This is a genomic window from Trichocoleus sp. FACHB-262 (genome assembly GCF_014696035.1).
Classification (GTDB): Bacteria; Cyanobacteriota; Cyanobacteriia; order FACHB-46; family FACHB-46; genus Trichocoleus.
Map to the genome: position 1 here is coordinate 297,085 of NZ_JACJPK010000034.1, position 21,597 is coordinate 318,681.

Sequence of the window (21,597 nt, forward strand, 5' to 3'; positions counted from 1 at the left end):
AAAAGTCAAATAATTAGAGCATAGAGGTCATATGGGACTAATTACCTCTTCAGGGCTGCCAGGCCATAGCAACTTACGAGCTAGGATCTGCAATGCCTTAGATCGATGTCAGGAGTTTCGGGATATTGATTTTAAGGAGTCTGGTTCTTGGGGAGAATTGCGGTGGAAGATTATTAGAACTGTAATTTCAATGGGTAATTTACGAGGTGGCGGCATCATTATTCTTGGCGTTTCACAACGTAACGATACTTGGAATCTAGATGGTATTTCTTCAGAGCATTTAGCTTCTTTTGATGTTGATGACTTTACAGATCAGGTCAACGCTTATATTTCTCCTTATGTGGATATTACGCTTGTAACTGTTGACTACTCGACTGAACAACGCTTTCTGGCTATTGCAGTAGATGAGTTTCTTGATACGCCGCTAGTCTGCAAAAAAAATGGACCTAGCCCTAAGGACTTAGTGGAAGGAGCCATTTACGTTCGCTCTTACGGTAAGCCTGAGACAACTCGAATTATGCGTGCTGAGCAATTACATGATTTGTTGGAACTAGCGGCTGAAAAGCGTGCACGTCGTTTGATTACACTCTCTCATCGAATTGGTTTAGTTCCTGGTACCTCAGCAAAAGAACAGTTTGATCAAGAACTTAGTGGTCTAGTTCAAACTTTACCTGTTCCTGTTGCAAGGCAGCCTCACTGGCAAATAGTTGTTCGGCCTGAAAACTATGAAAGGGAATTGGTCCCATCACTTACTAATTGCTCTCAGCTTGTTGAAAGGGCACGAGTGAAACTGAGTGGATGGTCTTATCCTTGCCTAACCTTTAACTCGTCTTTGTCAGCTCGTGGCTCAAATTGGATATCAAGTTGGGTTGATTTGAACTTGGGGCGTGCAGAGTACTGGCGCATTTATCAGAGTGGTCAGTTCGTGCATTACCTAACTTTCTGGAGTCAAAGTAGCGAAGATCTGCAAGAAATAAACCAGTCTGTTCGGCGGCAATCTAGCTATGGTATGCAAGAGAGCATTCCTGGTTATGTTGCTATTCCAGACATGATCTTTAATATGACGGGTATGTATGAGTTTGCAGCTCGGCTATGTGAGTCAGGCATCTACCGTGGAGCAGTCACCTTTCAAGTAAAGCTTGTAGGGATTCGAGGCTTTGTTCTAGCTCAACCGAGAAGTTGGCTTGGATTTAGCGGATTTCATCAAGTGACCGAAAGCTCACTAGAACATCTAATGTCTGTCTCAAGCATAGATTTGATAGCTAATCCACGAGAATATGCTGTTAACTCTGTTATTTGGTTCGTTGAGCGTTTCGGCTGGAATCATCCACCTAAAACTGCATTTGCACAAACTCAGCAGCAACTCTTCGAATAATGAGAGTTACTAGCGATCGCCTCTTCTCTAAAAACAATGGGCACAGCCGCTATCATAGACTTACTCCTAGCTCTCTTCCGGCAATATCCTGCTAACCGCGATCGCAGATGACTCCTGCCCTGCCTCAAACTCTCACCCTGGAAGAATTTCTCAAGTTGCCGAATCTTGAGGAATCTCCAGCTTGGGAATATATAGAGGGACGGGCAATTCAGAAACCCATGCCCAAAACTCGACACTCCATCCTGCAAAAACGCCTTGTTGCTGCGATCGATAACCATAGTGATGCTTACACAGCCCTGCCAGAGCTGCGATGCACCTTTGGCGGTCGCTCTATCGTACCGGATGTTGCAGTTGTCGCTTGGGATCGGATTCTGCTCAAAGAAACTGGAGAACCAGAGGATGACTTCTTGACAGCACCTGATTGGTCTATCGAGATTTTGTCACCTGACCAAAAAGCCAACCGTGTAATCGACAATCTTTTACACTGTCTCCAAAACGGTTGTCAGTTGGGTTGGTTGATTGACCCAGATGATTATTCTGTTCTAATATTTGCTCCTCAACAAGAACCCAAAGTTAGCCGAGGAGATCAACCACTGCATGTATTAGCAGGAGTCGATCTGACATTAAATGCCTCACAAATTTTTGCTTGGTTGCAGTTAGGAAAGCGATAAAACTTCCTCAGGAACCAGCGATCGCTGGTTCACTCTAGGCAGGATGTGTTAGATAAATTACACTGGCCTTACGGGAATACTATTGTTGGTGGAGAATGGGTGTGCGTTTTCCAGGAATTAGGGCTATTATCCTTGCTACTATTCCTGCGATTTCCTAAACCACTACTCGCTCTCCCACTGCACAATCCATTGCGATCGCTTAAACCTTAGGGTGAAAGGCACGACCATCAGTCCTAATTGCCTACTATATGAAAAAGCGAGGCTCCTGTAAGACTTGGAAATTTCCAGCACAAAAACTGCAACTTGTTCTGGTTGTGCCGTTTGTTTTACAAGTTTTTGGAGCAGTCGCGATCGTTGGCTATCTATCGTTTAAGAATGGACAACGAGCAGTCAACGAATTGGTGCTGAACTTGGAGAGTCAAGTTGGCAAACAGATTGATCAACACCTAGAAAACTATCTATCTAGCACCCGTAAGCTCAATGAACTGAACGCAACCACCATCAGCTCTGGCTTAATCAACCCCAACGATCTAGACGGGTTAGGACGTTTTTTCTGGAAGCAAGCCAAGCTCTACAACGTGGGTTATATACTTTTTGGCTCCACCAATGGCAAATATGTGGACGTGGGCCGCCCGCTGACTTATCCAGTCGAGCTAATTACCGAGCGGATCGACCCCAGCGAATTTGGCAATCAAAATCTCCATATCTATGAGCCAGATGCACAGGGAAATCGAGGTAGACTGCTCGACAAAGATTCAGGCTATCCGTTTCAAAAGGAGAGTTGGTACACTGAGGTAATGCAGACAGGGAAACCCTTGTGGTCTTCAGTCTATACCTGGCAAAGTGAAGCCGCCAATCCTCTCGCGATTTCGATTAGTAGTCCAGTTTATGACAAGAATAAAAAGATCATTGGAGCGATCGCCGTTGAGCAACGTCTAGGCCAAATCAGCAGCTTTCTCCGCGATTTAGACATCAGTGATTCTGGACAAGTCTTTATCCTAGAACGCAATGGTCTACTAGTTGCTAGCTCCGGGACAGAGCCACTCTCCAGACTGGTTAACCAGAAGCCACAGCGGTTAAAAGCGATCAACAGTCCGAATTCTATTGTTCAAGGCGTTTCCATCCAGCTTCAACAGCGCCTGAGTAATTTTGCCAGCATTACCACAGCTCAAGAACTACAACTTGACTTACAAGGAGAGCGCTACTATGTGCGAGTTACGCCTTGGCGCGATCCCTACGGGCTAGATTGGCTGGTTGTGGTGAGCCTGCCAGAACGCGAATTTATGGCTCAAATTGATGCCAACACTCGCACTACAGTCTGGTTGTGTTTAGCAGCTCTGGGAGTTGCTTCGATTCTGGGCATCTTTACCTCCCAGTGGATTACGCGTCCGATCTCCAGACTGAACCGAGCCAGTCAAGCCATGGCATCTGGCAACTTAGATCAAACTGTAGAAGAAAGTGGGATTCAGGAGATCAACGCATTAGCGAACTCTTTCAATTACATGAGTGGACAGCTACGCGAATCCTTTACGGCGCTAGCCAGTAGCAATGAAGAACTTGAAGACCGCGTAGAAGATCGCACGACCGAACTCAAAAATGCTCTGACTGAGTTGCAGCGGACCCAAGCGCAGATGCTTCAGAGTGAAAAAATGTCTAGTCTAGGCCAACTAGTCGCTGGCATCGCCCACGAAATTAATAACCCAGTTAACTTCATTTATGGCAACTTGGGTTATGCCCAGAAATATATCCGAGATTTATTAGGATTCTTGCAGCTTTATCAACAGCATGATCCTCATCCTGTCCCTGAAGTCAAAACTGCTGCTGAAGCAATTGATTTAGAATTTTTGCAGGCAGACCTGCCCAAAATATTGTCGTCGATGCAGGTCGGCACCGATCGCATTCGTCAAATTGTGCTCTCTCTCCGCAACTTCTCGCGCATGGACGAAGCGGAGATTAAACGGGTGAACATCCATGAGGGAATTGACAGTACCTTGCTCATTTTGCAGCACCGCCTCAAGGCTCACTCGCATCGCCCAGAGATTGAAGTCATCAAAAACTATGGAGATTTGCCGCTAGTCGAGTGTTACGCTGGACAACTTAACCAAGTATTCATGAATATTTTGGTGAATGCGATCGATGCTTTAGAAGAACTGCCTGAGATCAATAACCCCAGCCAAATCGAAATTTCAACTGTGGTGGTGGATGAAAAGTGGATACAGATCGCGATCGCAGATAATGGCCCAGGCATCCCTAAAGATGTTCAAGCCCGCATCTTTAATCCCTTCTTTACCACTAAACCTGTGGGTAAAGGAACGGGGATGGGGATGTCAATCAGCTACCAAATCATCACAGAAAGACATAGAGGCAAACTAGAGTGCCTCTCTCATTCCGGTGAAGGAACCCAGTTTATAATCCACATTCCGAGTCAACTCAACTGAGCGCCTCAAACTGTTGCCAGCAGAGGTAGAGTGCTCTGGGAACATGGAAGCAGCCTTTCCATTTGCCGCCTTTCAAGTTCAGCAGCACTTCTCCGCGACGATTCAGATAGCCGAACCACTCACCATATTCCGGGTCAGCAAAATGAGACCAGGTATAATCGTGCAGCTTTTGGTACCATTGCCAACAATCCTCGCGCCCGGTTAAGCGGTAGCCCATTGCCAACGCCACCAAGGATTCCACATGCACCCACCAAAGTTTTTGGTCCCACTCCAGCTGTTGCGGGGGATGGCCTTGAGCATCCATGAAGTAATATAACCCGCCATATTCTGTATCCCAAGCAAAGTTAAGGATATTCAGCACCACATCCACTGCCTGGTGAATTGTGGCAGTATCTTGGCGACGATTGGCAATATCCATGATGAACCACATGGCCTCAATTCCATGACCTGGGTTAATCAGCCGCCCCTCAAAAGAATCCACATGGGAGCCATCAGGAGCCACATTCTCATACATTAAGCCGCGATCGCGATCTAGGAAGTCGCTCATTACTTCCTGCACTGTAGCTTCCAGAACTTGCTCTAGTTTCTCCTGAGGCAACAGCCATTCCATCTCCAAAGAGAGGTTAGCCAAAATCATCGGTACTGCCAACGACTTTAGCGGACGAGTACCCGGATAGGTTTTGTTGTACTTACCCTTGGGGTTCTCCTTCCGGCGCAACACGTTGTTGTAAGCCTGTAGTGCGATCTCCTTAGCACTCTCTTCCCCAGAAGCCAACGCATATTTGCTAAAGGCCATCGCTGCAAAGCAGTCCGAGAAGATGTTGTAGGGCTGCACTAAAGGGTTGCCAGCGCGATCGATCGCGAAGTACCAATTCCCCTCATCATCGCGACCGTGTTGTGCGAGAAAATTGGCTCCGTGCGCGGCAATCTTCAGCCAGTTCTCTCGCTGCTCCAGTTGGTTATACAGCATCGAGAAGATCCAGACTTGGCGATTTTGCAGCCAAATAAACTTGTCGGTTTCATAAACTTTGCCGCTGCGATCGAGACAAGTGAAATAGCCGCCTTGCTCCCAATCGATCGAGTGCTGTTCCCAAAAAGGAATGACATCGTTGAGGAGCGCATTTTTATACAGTTCGGCTAGTTGCGTAAAATCGTGCTCCATCGTCATGTCCTCTGTCTTCTAACCCAACAGCGTTTATTATCTCCTACGCTTAGCTGATCGAGGTGGGGCGATCGCTCAGGCTTGCAGTTGATAAGCCAAAGCCACCCATTCGTTACAGCGTTCTGAGTCAATGATGATAAAGCCTGCTGCTGCGAGAGCCGCTGTCACTTCCGCTTCGTGATCTGTAGTGAAGCCAGCCGTAATCAACCGTGCGCCTTGAGTCTGTCGCAGGGCTTGGCGGTAGTCATCGGCGAGGGCAACATGCACCCGCGCTAAAATATTCGCCATGATTAGGTCAAACTCTGCGATCGCTTTCACGGTAGGCACCTGATCGCTAATATCTCCGCCCATCCAGTGCCCTAGCTCGCTGCCACCCCCCAAACTGCCTTCCATCACCCTGACTTGTTGCGCCACACCATTACGCGCCACAGCATCTTGCGTAGACTCTACAGCCACCCTGTCGTTATCTAGAGCCAAGACTTGTGCCCCCAGCTTCGCGATCGCTACACTCAAAATTCCTGAGCCTGAGCCTAAATCGAGCGCCCGCATTTCAGGTCTAACATGACGCTCCAATAACAGAAGGCTGAGCCGAGTGGCTGGATGAAAACCGCTGCCGAAGGCCAGACTTGTCTTTATCCTTAAGGTAAGTTCATGGGCTGTTTCAGGTTGGTAGGGTATATCCCCGGGCAAAACCACAAAACGCTGCCCGATGCGGTGAACTAGGGAACTGACCGTCTCTGGTAGAGCAGGTTTCTGTTCTACGATCGAAGCTTGTAGCTCAGTAGTTAGCCCAGTGCGATGTAGGGGAGAAAGCACAGACTCAATTTCAGCAATCCGAGTGCGCACCCGGATATCGTAAGGGAGATATAAGCAAATCGTGAATGCCCAGTCGGAAAAGGGAATTCCTGGCTCCCTGGGGCAGCGAGAATCTAATTCACTGTAAGTCGTGACTCGAACTTCTCCTTGATAGTCAGTTCCTGCTAGCAGCGTCTGAACCCAGTCCACCGCCTCTGGTGTGGTATCCAGGCTCAATTCGATCCACGACATACTTACTTTCCCAAAGAGGTCATTCTAGCGCGACTCAAGGTAGCTCGATCAACTCCAGTTGTTCTTGACGGAAGACCAAAGGTTGCCGGATCTGCCAGGTTTTGTCTTGGGAGAGCTGCAATACCTGCTGATGATGATTCGCTAGGTTCGGGCGATGACCCACGCTCAAGAAAGTAGTACCGATCGCTTGTAGATGTTGATAGAGTTTTTCCTCATTGTCGAGATCCAAAGCACTCGTCGCCTCATCCAAGATGGCGTACTTAGGTTGGTTGACCAGTAAGCGGGCAAAAGTGAGACGCTGTTGTTCTCCTAACGATAAGACTTCCGCCCAGTCTCGTTCAGCCTCAAAACCACCAAAGCGTTCATCTAGATCTGCTAAGTTCACCTGTTGCAGCACTTGCTTTAAGTGTTGGTCATCCACCTGAATATGCGTGTTGGGATAGAGCAGTTGGTCCCGTAGAGTCCCCATTACCATATAGGGACGTTGGGGTAAAAACAGAATCTGGTCTGGTTCAGGGCGCAAGATGGTACCACGACCCGTATTCCATAACCCAGCGATCGCCCGTAGTAGGGAACTTTTACCACAACCACTCGGCCCCATTACTAAAAGCCCTTGCCCAGCCTGTAATTCGACAGATAAGTTTTCGATCAGTGTGCGTTGGTGGTTAGGCGTTTCTAAAGTGAGATGTTCTACCGCGACGCGATCGGCAGCAACGGTTTGAATGGTTGCTTCAGTCAGCGAGTCAGGAGCATCAGTAGTTTGGTTGTTTTCCGGCTGTTCTAGAAACTCAGCAAAGGTATACAAGCGATTGATGCCAGCTCCAAATGTCGTCAGAGCTTGGAATCGAGCCACTACCACATTCAGCGAGAAAAAGACCCGCACAAAGGCTCCCTGAGCTTCCGTAACTTTGCCTACCTCCATCTCCCCTGCAAAGATCGCTGGCGCTACAACTAAAGCTGGCAGGACAAAAGGGATAAATTCGTAAGCATTGGTTAACACGTTCAGATTCAATTCCCAAAGCAGCAGCCGCTTGACGTTGTCGAATACCTCTAGAAATCGGTGTTGAATCTGCTGCGACTCGCGCTCCTCACCTCGATAAAAGGCGATCGCTTCAGCATTCTCCCGAATTCGCACCAAACTAAAGCGAAAGTCAGCTTCTTTTTTGAGTTGCTCAAAGTTGAGTCGTACCAATGGTTTGCCAAACACAACCGTTGTGACGATCGTGCCAACTAGAGCGTAAAGCACTAGGAAAAAAACCAAAGGTTGAGAAATTCCCCAAAGCACGCCACTAAAGGCAATCACCGACAACACCGACTCCACTAACACCAACAAAAAGGTGAGAGATTCTTGGGTAAAGCTGCGAACATCCTCAGCAATCCGCTGATCTGGGTTGTCAATCTCTGTGTTGGAGGTGTTGAGATGGTAGTAGGCTCGATTGCTAAAGTAATTTTCGAGAAAGCGATTGGTCAGCCAACGCCGCCATTGCAAACTCAGGCGATCGCGCAAATATCGGTAACCTGCCAGCAGAGGGGCATACAGGACCAACACCGCAATAAAGATAGTGACTGTTTGCCAAAACCGAGGTTCATCCCGAGCCGAGAGCGCGGAGATCAGCACGCCTCGCTTGTTATTGAGGACTACGCTCAGCCCCGTATAGGCCAGCAAAAACAGCACCACTCCCAGCAATAAGCCTCTAGCTTGCCATTTCTCATCCCCGAACCAGTAGGATTTGGCGATCGCCCAAAACTGCTGAAACACTTTGAAGTTCAATCGATCCATCTGCTTATTTTCCTTGGAATTGCTTTGCGAACGGGGCAAACCCTTCAAAGGCTAAACCGGTCTCAAGCAGGTTGAAATCTGCCCAATAGTCGATCCTATAGCAATCCCAACTTGCTCAGCGCAGAGGCCGACCAGATGCGACTTCAGGTGTTTTCAGAACTAGTTGCTACCGCTGCCGCTGATTCCAATGTTGGTTCTGGGGTCGGCTCAGATGGCTCAGCGTCACTGGTCAGGTCAGCAATCCGTTGTCTCAGAGCTTCTTGCTGTTCTTTAAAGCATGAATCAGGATATTGTCTCATGGCTTCTCGGCACGACTTTAGAGCCGTTTCTAGTTCACCCAACTGCCATAAACAGTTAATTTGATAGAAATGAGCGTGCCGCACCGAATAGCGATCGCTTGACTGGCTCTGCACAATCGGGTTAAGCCATTGCAGCGCTTCTTCGTAGCATCCAAGTTGATAGAGTGCATAACCCCGATCCGAGCGAATGTGCTCACTATCCGGTGTGTATTTCAAATAGATATCAAAGGCAGTAATCGCTTCCTCGTAGCGCTCTAGCTGCAATAATGTGTCTCCACGTTCATGAGCCAAACTTGGATCACGGGGTCGCAGCTCATAAGCTCGGTCGTAGCTGGCGATCGCTTCCTCAAATCGTTGTAGCTTGGCTAACGCTAATCCTTGTTCATGCCAGAGGCGGAAGTTGCGAGGAAAGCGCTTCAATCCTTCCTTATAGACAGCGATCGCTGGCTCATATTGATCTGCTTGTTCTAAGTCTTTGCCATAAGCTAACCACTGGATCGCTTGAGTAAAAGGCAGTTGGGTTAAATCTTGGGGTTCCAAATTTGGTTCAGCATCTGGGTTGGCTGTGTCACCCGTTGCGGGCGGATCGGCAGCAGCACGACGACGGTAGCCAGCTAGGTGCCAACCTAGGCTGAGACCGAGGATGAATACAACGACGCTCCAGTCGGAATTGGCTAAGGTCGGCGTAGCTTCCCAATCCCTTAAATCTTGGCTCTCCAGCCCGGTAAACGTTTGTCTCGCCATGTCTTTACTCAACTCCAAGCTCTCAGCGCCCCAATTAGCATTCAGTTAGACTTCAACGAGCTACACTTAAATTTCTGAAACATTCTCGGTGCGATCGCTGACCTTGAAGTAACAAATTGCCGACAAAAAGTAGCTTTCACGCTAATTTGATTTGCTAAGTTTATGCTTTTCAGAATCGGGGTTGCAGTTTATACCGAGTCAAATTACCAACTCTTTATAGAAATGTGAACTCAGGTTAATCTAAGTCTACCTCTTGGAGGATGAAGATTTTCTGTCTGATCCCTAAGAGTCAGAGATAAGGACTTTATCAATAGTGATGACTCTGTCCATCTGTCAGCAATGGTCTGTCAGCAATGGTTGGGATAGAACAACTAACTATCGGCACCCTAGTGCGCCACCTTCGTCCGGATATGTTTCAGAGGTAGAGTGACAACTGTGAATGCAGAACGAGAGGCAGCTATCCGAGAAGCCATTCTCGCGGGTGGAGGTGAAATGGGGGCGCTGATGCGATCGCGAGACTGGTCGCAAACATCGCTAGGCCCCGTAGAGCAGTGGTCACAGAGCCTCAAAACTGCTGTACGCATTATGCTGACCTCGCAACAGCCGATGTTTGTCTGGTGGGGCGAGGAGCTAATCAACCTTTACAACGACGCCTACAAAGCTATTCTTGGCGGTAAACATCCAGGAGTTTTAGGCCAGCCCGCTTCAGTCGTCTGGCGAGAGATTTGGGACCAAGTCGGTCCCCGGGCGGCCTCGGTAATGCGTAAAAATGAAGGCACCTATGACGAAGCACTGCTGCTGATCATGGAACGCAACGGCTACCCGGAGGAAACCTACTACACATTCTCCTATAGCCCCGTACCCGATGACGAGGGTGGGACAGGCGGCATCCTTTGTGCCAACACAGACGATACGCAGCGCATCATTGGTGAACGGCAGTTGTCTCTGCTACGGGAACTAGCCGCTAGAACCGCCGATGCCCGGACGTTTGATGAAGCTTGCACCCTAAGTGCGGCCTGTCTAGAAACCTATCTTTACGATCTCCCTTTCGCCATGATTTATCTGGTTGATCCAGATCAGGGGCACCTGTTTCTGGCGGGAACTAGTGGCATTGAGCGGGGTCACGCGATCGCTCCTGAAATAGTCTCCCTGGATGATAGTGCTTGGTGCTTTGCAGAAGTGCTAGAAACCCGTCAATTTTGTTTAGTCACTGACCTAGAGAAACGTTTTGACGACCTGCCCACAGGGTCTTGGGATCGCTTACCCCATCAAGCAGTCGCACTGCCGATCTCCCCATCTGGACAGACTGGTAAGGCGGGTGTCTTAGTAGCGGGTCTCAATCCGTTCCGGCTGTTGGACGATAACTATAAGGGATTTCTCGATCTTGTGGCAGCGCAGATCGCCGCTAGTATTGCTAATGCCCAAGCTTACGAGGAAGAGCGGAAACGAGCAGAAGCTTTGGCAGAACTCGATCGCGCTAAAACTGTCTTTTTCAGCAATGTCAGCCACGAATTTCGTACCCCCCTCACTTTAATGTTGGGTCCTACCGATGATGCCCTAGCTGACCAGACCGAGCCACTACCGCCTAATCAGAGAGAGCGGATTGAGACGGTACAGCGCAATGGACTGCGACTGCTGAAGTTGGTCAATACACTGTTAGACTTTTCCCGAATTGAGGCAGGGCGAGTTCAAGCCTTATATGAACCTACTGATTTGGCAGCTTTGACGACAGAACTAGCCAGTGTTTTTCGCTCTGCAATCGAGCGGGCTGATTTACACCTGGTTGTGGATTGCCAACGCTTACCTGAGGCTATTTATGTAGACCGAGAGATGTGGGAAAAGATAGTACTTAACCTACTCTCCAATGCGTTTAAATTCACCTTTAACGGCGAAATTTCAGCTCGCTTGCAGTGGATGCAAGATCACGTTGAGCTAGCAATTCGAGACACTGGTATTGGTATCCCTGCGGCTGAAATTCCCCATTTGTTCGAGCGGTTTCATCGAGTCAAGGGAGCCCAAGGACGTAGTTTTGAGGGATCAGGGATTGGTCTCTCCTTAGTTCAAGAATTAGTCAAGCTGCATGGAGGCGCGATCGCTGTAGAAAGTGTAGAGGGGCAAGGCACCTGCTTCACCGTCTCGATTCCCACCGGAACGGCTCATCTCCCTCCAGAGCGCATTAGTGATACTCGCATATCACCTATAACAGCGGTAGGCTCGGTCTCCTTTGTGGCAGAAGCCTTGCGCTGGCTACCTGAAAAGGATGTTTATGTTAGTGAAACAACGCCTCAGGAGATCGGCGAAAGGATCACCGTGGGAGCAGATATTTCTTTAAACTCTTCATCTTTGCTCCCTCAACCTGCGGCTCGTATCCTCTTGGCTGATGACAACGCCGACATGCGCGATTATGTGAAACGGCTCTTAAGTCAGCGATATGCAGTAGAAACCGTTACAGATGGTCTTGCTGCCCTCGCTGCGATTCATTACCACTCTCCTGACTTAGTGTTAACAGATGTCATGATGCCAGGGCTCGATGGCTTTGCCTTATTGCGAGCGCTTCGTTCCGATCCTCAGACTCAGGATATCCCCATCATCTTACTATCAGCCCGTGCGGGCGAAGAGTCTCGTGTTGAGGGATTAGAAGCTGGAGCTGATGACTACTTGATTAAGCCATTTTCGGCTCGGGAACTGCTGGCACGGGTAGAAGCGACCTTAAAGCTGGCGCGATTGCGGCAAGAAGCTACCCAGCGAGAGCAAGGTCTACGGGCTGAAGCAGAGGCAGTTAGAGTTCGTTTAGAGAGTGTTTTGGCAGGCATTAACGATCAGTTTATTGTGCTGGACCGGGAGTGGCGCTACAGCTTCATCAATGAACAAGTCCTGCGAGTGACGGGTAAACGTAAGGAAGAATTGCTAGGTCAGCGTGTTTGGGATGTGTTTCCCGACATGGTCAACAGTCTATTCGGAACTGAGGTGTGTCGGGCAGTTGCTGAACAAACAGTGGTTCGATTTGAGGTTTTTTATCCACCCTATCAGCGTTGGTTCGAGAACCGGATTTATCCTTTTGCCGAAGGTGTCACTATTTTTGTGACCGACATTAGCGATCGCAAGCAAGTAGAAACAGCCCTATTGGAAAGCGAGGAGCGGTTCCGCCACATGGCAGACAACGCCCCCGTCATGATCTGGGTAACTAATTCAGCAGGCCAATGTACTTACCTGAGTCAAAGCTGGTACGAATTCTCCGGTCAGAGTGAGATAAGTGGTTTGGGTTTGGGCTGGTTGGATGCTGTCCATCCAGATGACCGCAGCGACGCTAAGGATAATTTCATAAAATCTAGTCAGCGTGGTGAACCGTTGCGCGTAGAGTATCGTTTGCGGCGTCACGATGGTGAGTATTACTGGATGTTGGATGCGGCGGCTCCTTGGCATGGGGCGGAAGGTGAATTCAAAGGATATATCGGTTCAGTTATAGACATTTCGGATCGCAAGCAAGTAGAAGCGGAGCGGGAACGATATGCGGCGCAAAGCTACCATCTCCTGCAACTTGAGCAAGCGGCCAGAGCGGAGGCTGAACGTGCTAACCGGATTAAAGATGAGTTTCTAGCAGTCTTATCCCATGAGTTGCGATCGCCTCTCAACCCTATTTTGGGTTGGTCAAAGCTGCTACAACAGGGCAAGTTAGATGAGCAAACAACCCAGCGGGCGCTAGAAACGATTGAGCGCAATGCCAAACTACAAACCCAATTGATCGAAGATCTGTTAGATGTCTCCCGCATCCTACAAGGCAAGATGACTTTGAATGTGAGTCCAGTCAACTTAGTCACAGTCATCCAAGCGGCGATCGAAACGGTGCGTTTGGCGGCGGAGGCCAAACAAATTGAAATTCAAACTCTGTTTGCGGCTGATGTCGCCCAGATCTCCGGAGATGCGGCCCGAATTCAGCAAATTGTTTGGAACTTGCTCTCCAATGCCATCAAGTTTACTCCCGCAGGTGGACAGGTAGAAGTTCGATTAGAGCCAGCAGGCACTCAGGCCCAGATTCAAGTTAACGATACTGGAAAAGGCATCAATTCAGCATTTCTGCCGCATGTGTTTGAGTATTTTCGCCAGGAAGATGGAACAACTACCCGTAAATTTGGCGGCTTAGGATTAGGGTTGGCGATCGTTCGTCACCTGAGCGAGTTGCACGGTGGTACTGTTGAGGTGGAAAGCCCTGGGGAAGGGTTAGGATCTACCTTTACAGTTAGAATTCCGCTCCAGAGGCTAGCTTCAGAACCCTCACAACCTCAGAACTCAGATACCACTACCATCGACCTGAGCGGAGTACGGGTGTTGGTGGTAGACGACGAAGCCGATATGCGGGATTTAGTCGAGTTTATTCTGACGCAATATGGAGCCGAGGTCAGTTCAGTAGCATCTGCCTCAGAGGCTTTAGCTCTTTTAGAGCAGTTCCAACCAGATCTCCTGATTAGTGATATTGGTATGCCCATCATGGATGGTTATATGCTGATGCGCCAGATCAAAGCCCGTTTTGCAGACGCCTCTGCTTCAGGCAACTCACTAGAACTCAATCAGCATTCAGCATTCAGCAAAGCCATACCCAAAGCGATCGCCCTCACTGCCTATGCTGGAGAGATAGACCAAAAACAAGCTCTTGCCGCTGGTTTTCAGCAGCATGTGGCAAAACCTGTAGAACCCGATGAGCTAGTCAAGGCGATCGTCACATTGCTCGGAAAGGGCGATCGCCTGTGAGTGTAAGTGATGGACACAACTGGACTCGAACCAGTGACCCCTACGATGTCAACGTAGTGCTCTAACCAACTGAGCTATGCGTCCTAGCGATTTATAAATGTATCACACCCTTCCAGGAAAGCGCAATCCCTCTCGTGAATCGGGAATAACTTTCCTTGGGCAGTTTTTTCTAACCTAGCGGCTGCAAAGTCAACTAGCCCGAAAAGTCCTTGCTACCTTGGGAAACTGAGGGTCTCTAGGGAGAAGTGCTGTGCAATATCAGGTTGTAGGCGATCGCATTGTTTGTGGCTCTGCTCGCTTTAGTGCCTTGAGCCAAGGCTTAATTCGTTTGGAGTGGTCAGCAACAGGGCAATTCGAGGATCGACCCACCGTCCAAGCAATGACGCGACCCCAAGCATTGCCCTTTCAAGCGATCGCCTGGACCGAGGCTGGTGCACTCCAACTACAAACTGAACTGATTCAAATTCACTATCGACCGGATACTCAGTCATTCAACGACAACAACCTGCAAATAGAGTGGCGCTGTGGGACACAAAAAGGAAGTTGGACTCCTACAACTGTTGACTCTGCCAACTTGGGCGGTACATTCTGTAGCCTTGACCTGATCCACCGCAATCTCCGACCTACTGAGGTGCATCCGGCGGCAGTCGAACGCGCCTATCCTTACACCCAAGAATGGCTTTACAACCCGATGAAAAAGGCTCACCTGAGCTTGCGCGATCGCGGAGAGACTACCCGCTTTGAGGAGCCACCACTCTGGTATCTCGATCGCCACCGTCAGGAAGAGTTACCGGAGGAAGTGCGGCAAGTCTTGCAAGAGTGGCAGCGCTTCCCACCAGGAATTCTCAGCCGGAGTGGTTATAGTGTCTTGAATGACTCGGCTAGTGCCCCCCTAGAAAACAACTGGCTAGCTCAACGCTTTGATCCAGAAAGCCAAGATTGGTATTTCTTTGCTTACGGCTCTGACTATGCTCAAGCCCTACAAAACTTTGTGCAACTTTGTGGCCCAGTTCCAATGTTGCCGCGCTGGGCTTTTGGGGTTTGGTTTTCGTTGTTTGGGCAACTCTACGACACTGATTACCACAACCTAGTGAAGCAATTTGAGGCACTTGACCTACCACTCGATGTTTTGATTTTGGATGTGGATTGGCATTTATCGGGTTGGTGTGGTTGGGATTGGAACCCAGAATTTTTCCCAGATGCGCCGACCTTTCTAAAGCAGATTCATGGGCAAGAACTGCATGTTGGAGCGAATGTTCACCCAGAGGGCTTGGCTCCGGGCGATAGCCAGTTCCAAGCTTTGTGCGAAGCGCGAGGACTAGACCCAGATGATGTCAAAGCGGGAAAGGTGTTTGCAATCAGAAACCCGATGTCCAGTTGGATTTTTGAATCTTGGCATCCGAGCGGAATGGCAGAATATAAGCCCACCCAAGCAGAGCTAGAAACGGGTTGGCTGCTGTTTAACTTGGCTGAGCCAGAAGAAGCTCGGTTATTTATGCAGGTGCTGCACGGTCCGCGAGAAGCAGATGGCATTGATTTTTGGTGGATTGATGGCTCCAGCGCGATTCATCCCGGCGTTAACTCTCAGCTTTGGACAAATCATGTTTATTTCACACATCTAGCCAATCGTTCCCAGCGACCGATGATTTTGTCTCGTACCGGGGGCATGGGTTCCCATCGCTATCCCGCTCAGTTCTCAGCGGATACCTACTCGCAGTGGGAAGTGTTGCAGTTACTCGTAGACTTTACGGCACGGGCTGGCAACGTTGGGGTCGCCTATTGGTCACACGATTTAGGAGGTTTCTACAACCATGTGCCTGGTGTCCCCTATATTGACCCTGAATTGTATGTGCGTTGGGTGCAGTTTGGTTGTTGGAGCCCGGTGGTGCGCTTGCACTCAGACCACGGCAAACGAGAGCCTTGGACCTATGGCCAGTGGGTGTTAGATGCAGTTCGCCAAGCCTTCCAGACGCGGGTTCAGTTTCTTCCTTACTTCTACCACCTCAGTCGGATGGCCTATGAGACAGGGTTGCCCCTCTGTCGGCCTCTGTATCTGCATTATCCCAAAGATCCGGTTGCCTATGAACAACCAACTCAGTATCTCCTGGGCGATCGCGTCTTAGTAGCGCCTGTAGTAGAAGCAGGCGGATATCGCTCCATCTATTTGCCTGTGGGAGGTTGGTGGCATCGAGAAACCTGTAAATTCTATCGAGGAGCGCAACAGTTAGATCTGTATGTGCCGCTGCACCAAGTACCCGTGTTTGTAAAAGCAGGTGCCATTTTGCCGCTACAGCCTATGGCTTTACGAGCAGGGAACCAACCAGCCGCTACCCTACTGCTCGAAGTTTATGCGGGAGATGCTGGCGACCTGGATTTTTATGAGGATGATGGCATGAGTCAGGCATATTTGCATGAAGCAGGCAGTCGGCGACGATTTACCCAACAGCAAACATCAAGCCGGCACATCCTAACTTGTGAAGCAATTCGAGGTACCTATACAGCTATGCCCGCTGCCCGAGATTTCCAAGTGCATTGGATTGGTTTAACTCCTCACAGCCGAGTCACAATTCAAGGAGCAGAAATCAGTGATTTGCGCTGGATAGGCGACCGCTTAGAAGTAACGCTGCCTCAAGTTCCTCAAGCAGCTAGCTGGCAGTTGGTGGTGACTGAGAAATAAGACAAGTTAGAGCTAATTTCGCGATCGCCCATCTCCAAAGCAGGAACATTCAGAGACAATAGAGAATAGCAATAACGACTTCTACTGAGACTCCTCTCTCTGACCTGGTATGACTAAGACGAGCGATACGATTAAACTAGATCAATTTTTGAAGGTGATTGGGCTTGTAGACACCGGTGGTCAAGCCAAGATGATTATTCAAGATGAAGTAGTGAGTGTCAACGGTGTTTTGGAAACTCGTCGGGGTCGCAAACTAGTGTCCGGCGATCGCGTCACCGTGGATGACCAAACTTTTGAAGTGGATTTGGATAACCTCTAGTTCGCCTCTCTCTTCCTCATCTTCTTTCAACTGTACGACCCCCCAGCCGCTTCTTTATTATGGAAGGACTGGGGGGTCCGGTCTTTAGCGATTAGCACCCGCCAATGGATGCGCTCCCTCTGTGGTCATGCGATAGTCGCCACCCATTTGACTGCGGTGTTCTTCAATCACCTGCTCGCTGGGTACGCCGCCCGCGTTGACCGTCTTTTGGTATTGGAAGTAGCGAGCATCCTCAGGTAGTTGCTCAACTGGCACGAATTCCGTATCTTGAGTAGTCAAATTCACCTGATCTGCTAAAACTTGACGGATATAGTCTTTGTTTTCTTCAAAGCGCATCGTTTCCGGTAAGCTTGGGGGCAAGAATTCTTCCGGATCGCGATTTTCATACTGACGGAGCAGATCGCAAGCAATTCGCAGATGCTCAATCTCCATGTTCAAGTGGAGTTCCCATATTTGCTTGATCCGGCGATCGGACTCTTGCTGCATGAAGGAGTAGTACAGATAGCACTCGTTGTACTGGTGCAATACTTCCTGCTCTAGCCAAGAAGCATTGGGGTCCAGCAGAGATTCATAGTGAGTGACGTGCTGTTCCTCAATTTGAGCGATTTCCAGGTAGAGTCCCCGTGCCAACGGGTTCATGGGACGATTGCCCACGTTCATGTAGAAGTTCATGGTCTGTTGCTCCGAAGCAACCAAGGTCAGCACGTGCAGCAGGGAGACCGGATCAGCTTTGGTGCGATCGCTAGGTCTACGCACATCATCATAGGGATGGCGGTGTTCTGCGACTGTTGGCCGTCCTGGCATAATCTCAGTCAACCGACCTGTGACTTCTTCCGCTTTCTTGCCTTCGGTCATTTCTAGCAAGTTGGCATAGCGATAGAGATGGTCGAAGTCCTCTAAAAGACCAAATTCAAACGCTTGCTTGATATAAGGATCAGGTTCATGACGAGCTAAAAAGGCCGTGAGGTCAACTGCAACCTGCTCATAGCCAATCGTGACTTCCAGAGTCGATTCATTACCGGGCGTGAGCCAGTTAACCACTTTCTGCTGTTGCTGCTCCACTCGACGCAGCATGGCGAGTTGTCTCCGTAGGTCTGGGTCGGCGGTGTGGCGCGCAAATTGATGAGAGAAAAATATCCCTTCTGTTTCAATTCCGTTCATCGTAATGACACGGGTACGAGTATAGGGATCAACTTGATCTTTGATATAGGGCTGAACGTTTAGCTCGGACCAATTTCGTAGCTGTTGATCAAGCGGAATTCCTTTTTCAGCTAGCGGATTAAAGCTCATTATTTCACCTGCTTAAATTATGTAAAATGCCTCGAATTAATCAGCTCAATCGGCTTTTCTCAATCGACTTCTATTGATGAATTCAAGGTGCCAGCATTTTCAAAGTATTTGCTATTAAGCAGCTTAGTGGCGATCGCTCACAGCTTCTTCCACTGAGGACAGAGAGGCTACTCTATCCAAAGTTGTAAAAACGCTGTATCTGAATGAAATGTAACTGTACCCATAAATACTGCCCGTGCTGAATAGTGGCTTATTACTACAACTAACTAATCATGTCGACCGTCAAGTTACTTAAAGTATCAGGCATTACAGCTTAGCTTACGAGAGACTCACCTATAGAAAGACCTAAATTTATCTCCAATGAAGCAGAACTGAACTAAAAGTGCGTTCTAAAGTGAACATGCTCGCCGAAGCTAATAAGGCGGCAGATTATGGAACAGCCAAAAGAATTTAAATAGTTGAGATTCGGCAGATAAAGAGCAGATTCTCAACTTAGCTTATGGCTGACTTCTAAAAGTCTTTTAACAGATAGAAATACAGCAAAACCCCGGGAGAAGCAACGATGAGTCAATCCAAAGAATTACAACCACCCCAACATCAGAATCAACAGCCTGGTATTGAGTCTGAAATGACTCCCAGGCCTCAGTTTGATGATTCTAAATATCGGGGAAGCGGCAAGCTACAAGGAAAAGTCGCTCTGATTACTGGAGGAGATAGTGGCATTGGACGCGCTGTAGCAGTCTTCTACGCCAAAGAAGGAGCCGATGTCGCACTCCTTTACCTGAATGAGCATCAAGATGCCGAAGATACCAAGCGCCGAGTTGAAGCGGAAGGCAGACGCTGTATCACCATTGCAGGTGATATTGGGGACGAGCAATTCTGCAAAGAAGCTGTACAGCAAACGGTACAGCAACTAGGCTACCTCGACATTTTGGTGAACAATGCGGCTGAGCAACATCCGCAGCAAAGCATTGAGGATATTACAGCAGAACAACTGGAGCGTACTTTCCGCACTAATATCTTCAGCATGTTCTTTCTGACGAAAGCTGCTCTGCCCCACCTCAAGGAAGGCAGTGCCATCATTAATACCACTTCGGTCACAGCTTATAAGGGCAATCAACAACTGCTAGACTACTCTTCTACCAAGGGCGCGATCGTTGCCTTTACCCGTTCTCTGTCGCAATCGCTGGTTGAAAAGGGTATTCGGGTGAATGGTGTTGCCCCTGGTCCTATCTGGACTCCTTTGATTCCTGCGACCTTCCCTGAGGACAAAGTTAAGAGCTTTGGGTCACAGGTGCCGATGCAGCGAGCTGGGCAGCCAGAAGAAGTTGCACCGAGTTATGTCTTCCTGGCTTCTGATGATTCCTCCTATATGTCCGGGCAAATTCTGCACCCTAATGGTGGCGAAGTTGTGGGGGGATAAAGAACTGTCAGCAAAACCGTTTGTATATTGGTTTGCCCATCAACGTTACGAAAATTTCTTTGAGTCAGAAGTGTGGCTGATTTAGTCACAGTACTCTACGCGAAGCGATTCAGTGTCATTATCAAACCTAGGAGTTTAGGCTAGCTGCGCCACCAGTTTTGGCAAACTCCTAGGTTTCTTTTTTCTTGAAATCAAAAAAGTTGATCCATGCCATTTTGTCTGATGTAACTGAAGCTACTACTGGTTGAGGGATACAGCTCTACCTTTAGGAGTTTGCAAGATTGGCAGAAGTAAACCTTTAGAACAATGAAACTTAACAGACTATTACATAGATTAGTTATGTGATCTATTGCTAGTACGAATAGCAATAGAGAACTCTGAAATTATTAATGCCTTCAGGGTGGGGCGAATGAAGCTAGCTCTACTGCACACCGGGTATCGCTGATTAACATTGCATATTTCGATCAACTCTTCGATCAACTCACAAATTCACCCATTTCACCCATTTAAGGACTACTTATGTCTCACTTTAGTACTCTTCGCAGTAAGCTGACAGACGCTGAACTGCTTAAAGCTTCTCTCGCGGATCTGGGCCTAGTTGCTAGTACAAACACCGATGTGCGCGGCGCTTGTGGTCAAAAAGTTCGGGCTGACATTGTAGTAGCGCTTAAAGGCGATTACGACTTAGGTTGGGTTCGCAATCCACAAGGATCATTTGATTTAATAGCTGATCTTTGGGGTGTTGCTAAGAGTCATAATTTAGCCAACTTAATGAATAGCATTAATCAGAAATACGCGATTAACAAAACATTGGCAGAAGTCAAGCAACCTGGTTTACAAAATGCCAAAGTTAACTTGATGGTGCAGCAATCAGTTGCCTAAGAATTTCTACTGCCTATAGTTTTGCTTCGCTCTGATTTCGCTTTTCTCCCTTCAACTTTTGGTTGAGGGGAGTATTTTTGTGACCTGCGCCTGCAAGCATCAACCTATTTAGCAAGAGAAGTATGACGAAGCGATCGCCCTCCCCTCAAGACAGCTCAAAGGCAAGGCGATCGCTCATGTGCAATTCAGGCTAATCATTTTGGGCGAATCAAACTTACTAAACAATCTGACGCAAAAAGTCAACTTGCTGACTGACTTCTAAAGACTTCAGATGATTGATGATTTCTTGAGCGCCAGAAGACAGTTGGGTCGTCGCTGCTGTCGAGATAGCATCTCTATCCAACTCTTGAGCTAAGCGATACCAGAACGCTAAGCGAGCATTAGGATCTAAAGATTGGTAGTGGCTGAGAGGATCTTTGGTACCACCAGGAATCAATTCTAGTAACGCTTTACTGGGGTGGGGGTCAAGCGCTACTTCCTCGCGACCACCCTGTTGGCTAGAAAATACGTCGCGGATAAATTGCAGCTGGTCTTCTGAACGCAGATCTTTGACGTGCTTGACGAGTTGACTAATTTCGTTAGAGGAAGTCACTCCAGAACTGGGAAAAGAGATCGATTGACCTAGCTCGGTATAAAGATAAGCCAAAGCAGCAATTTGCTGATCCACATCTAGGTGCTGAAAAGATCGCAGAGTTTGAGCGGTATTGGTATTTGCAGATGTCATAACAGATGTCCAAAACAGTA

Annotated in this window: 14 protein-coding genes and 1 tRNA gene; 8 read left to right on the forward strand and 7 right to left on the reverse strand. The window is 48.5% G+C overall.

Translation table 11 applies throughout. From position 1 onward, the window contains the following. Positions 1–31: 31 nt before the first annotated feature. The 3 genes from H6F68_RS07765 (at position 32) to H6F68_RS07775 (ending at position 4,484) form a co-directional block, all read left to right on the forward strand. A complete protein-coding gene (locus H6F68_RS07765) occupies positions 32–1,375 on the forward strand; it encodes a helix-turn-helix domain-containing protein (protein ID WP_190557867.1) in 1,344 nt (447 codons plus the stop codon). A 107-nt stretch (positions 1,376–1,482) separates the two neighbouring features. Further along, a complete protein-coding gene (locus H6F68_RS07770) occupies positions 1,483–2,046 on the forward strand; it encodes a Uma2 family endonuclease (RefSeq protein WP_190557869.1) in 564 nt (187 codons plus the stop codon). Between the two features lie 248 nt (positions 2,047–2,294). Next, on the forward strand, positions 2,295–4,484 hold the full coding sequence (locus H6F68_RS07775) for an ATP-binding protein (protein WP_190557871.1): 2,190 nt from the start codon (positions 2,295–2,297) through the stop codon (positions 4,482–4,484). Here H6F68_RS07775 and H6F68_RS07780 read toward each other — a convergent pair. From H6F68_RS07780 to H6F68_RS07795, 4 genes are all read right to left on the reverse strand, one after another. Further along, entirely contained in the window at positions 4,477–5,646 is a 1,170-nt protein-coding gene (locus tag H6F68_RS07780) for an AGE family epimerase/isomerase (RefSeq protein ID WP_190557874.1), read from the reverse strand. The genes H6F68_RS07775 and H6F68_RS07780 overlap by 8 nt on opposite strands. 75 nt (positions 5,647–5,721) lie before the next feature. Further along, positions 5,722–6,693, reverse strand: coding sequence for a 50S ribosomal protein L11 methyltransferase (locus H6F68_RS07785; protein WP_190557876.1), 972 nt, complete (start codon positions 6,691–6,693; stop codon positions 5,722–5,724). Between the two features lie 34 nt (positions 6,694–6,727). Next, positions 6,728–8,473, reverse strand: a complete 1,746-nt coding sequence (locus tag H6F68_RS07790) for an ABC transporter ATP-binding protein/permease (RefSeq protein ID WP_190557878.1) — start codon at positions 8,471–8,473, stop codon at positions 6,728–6,730. 143 nt (positions 8,474–8,616) lie between these two features. After that, on the reverse strand, positions 8,617–9,516 hold the full coding sequence (locus H6F68_RS07795) for a tetratricopeptide repeat protein (RefSeq protein ID WP_190557880.1): 900 nt from the start codon (positions 9,514–9,516) through the stop codon (positions 8,617–8,619). A gap of 435 nt (positions 9,517–9,951) precedes the next feature. On the opposite strand from H6F68_RS07795, the gene H6F68_RS07800 reads away from it, so the two are divergent. Beyond that, positions 9,952–14,262, forward strand: a complete 4,311-nt coding sequence (locus H6F68_RS07800; protein WP_199299962.1) for an ATP-binding protein — start codon at positions 9,952–9,954, stop codon at positions 14,260–14,262. A gap of 10 nt (positions 14,263–14,272) precedes the next feature. On the opposite strand, the gene H6F68_RS07805 is transcribed toward H6F68_RS07800, so the two are convergent. Beyond that, positions 14,273–14,346, reverse strand: a tRNA-Val gene (locus tag H6F68_RS07805). 166 nt (positions 14,347–14,512) lie between these two features. On the opposite strand from H6F68_RS07805, the gene H6F68_RS07810 reads away from it, so the two are divergent. Next, positions 14,513–16,939 (forward strand): TIM-barrel domain-containing protein, encoded by a 2,427-nt coding sequence (locus tag H6F68_RS07810; protein ID WP_190557882.1) that lies wholly within the window; start codon positions 14,513–14,515, stop codon positions 16,937–16,939. 109 nt (positions 16,940–17,048) lie between these two features. Then, positions 17,049–17,258 (forward strand): RNA-binding S4 domain-containing protein, encoded by a 210-nt coding sequence (locus H6F68_RS07815; RefSeq protein WP_190552973.1) that lies wholly within the window; start codon positions 17,049–17,051, stop codon positions 17,256–17,258. Between the two features lie 84 nt (positions 17,259–17,342). Here H6F68_RS07815 and H6F68_RS07820 read toward each other — a convergent pair whose 3' ends face one another. Continuing rightward, positions 17,343–18,548, reverse strand: a complete 1,206-nt coding sequence (locus tag H6F68_RS07820; RefSeq protein ID WP_190552974.1) for a hypothetical protein — start codon at positions 18,546–18,548, stop codon at positions 17,343–17,345. 562 nt (positions 18,549–19,110) lie between these two features. Between H6F68_RS07820 and H6F68_RS07825 the strand changes: the two genes are divergently transcribed. Both H6F68_RS07825 and H6F68_RS07830 read left to right on the forward strand, forming a co-directional pair. Beyond that, on the forward strand, positions 19,111–19,971 hold the full coding sequence (locus H6F68_RS07825; RefSeq protein WP_190437346.1) for an SDR family oxidoreductase: 861 nt from the start codon (positions 19,111–19,113) through the stop codon (positions 19,969–19,971). 519 nt (positions 19,972–20,490) lie between these two features. Continuing rightward, positions 20,491–20,853: a DUF1257 domain-containing protein gene (locus H6F68_RS07830; protein ID WP_190557884.1), complete on the forward strand. Its 363-nt coding sequence runs from the start codon at positions 20,491–20,493 to the stop codon at positions 20,851–20,853. Positions 20,854–21,070: 217 nt separating this feature from the next. Here the strand turns inward: H6F68_RS07830 and H6F68_RS07835 are convergent, their stop codons facing one another. Next, the gene (locus tag H6F68_RS07835; RefSeq protein ID WP_190437342.1) at positions 21,071–21,577 is read right to left on the reverse strand and encodes an orange carotenoid protein N-terminal domain-containing protein; all 507 of its coding nucleotides are present in this window, start codon (positions 21,575–21,577) and stop codon (positions 21,071–21,073) included. Positions 21,578–21,597: the final 20 nt, after the last annotated feature.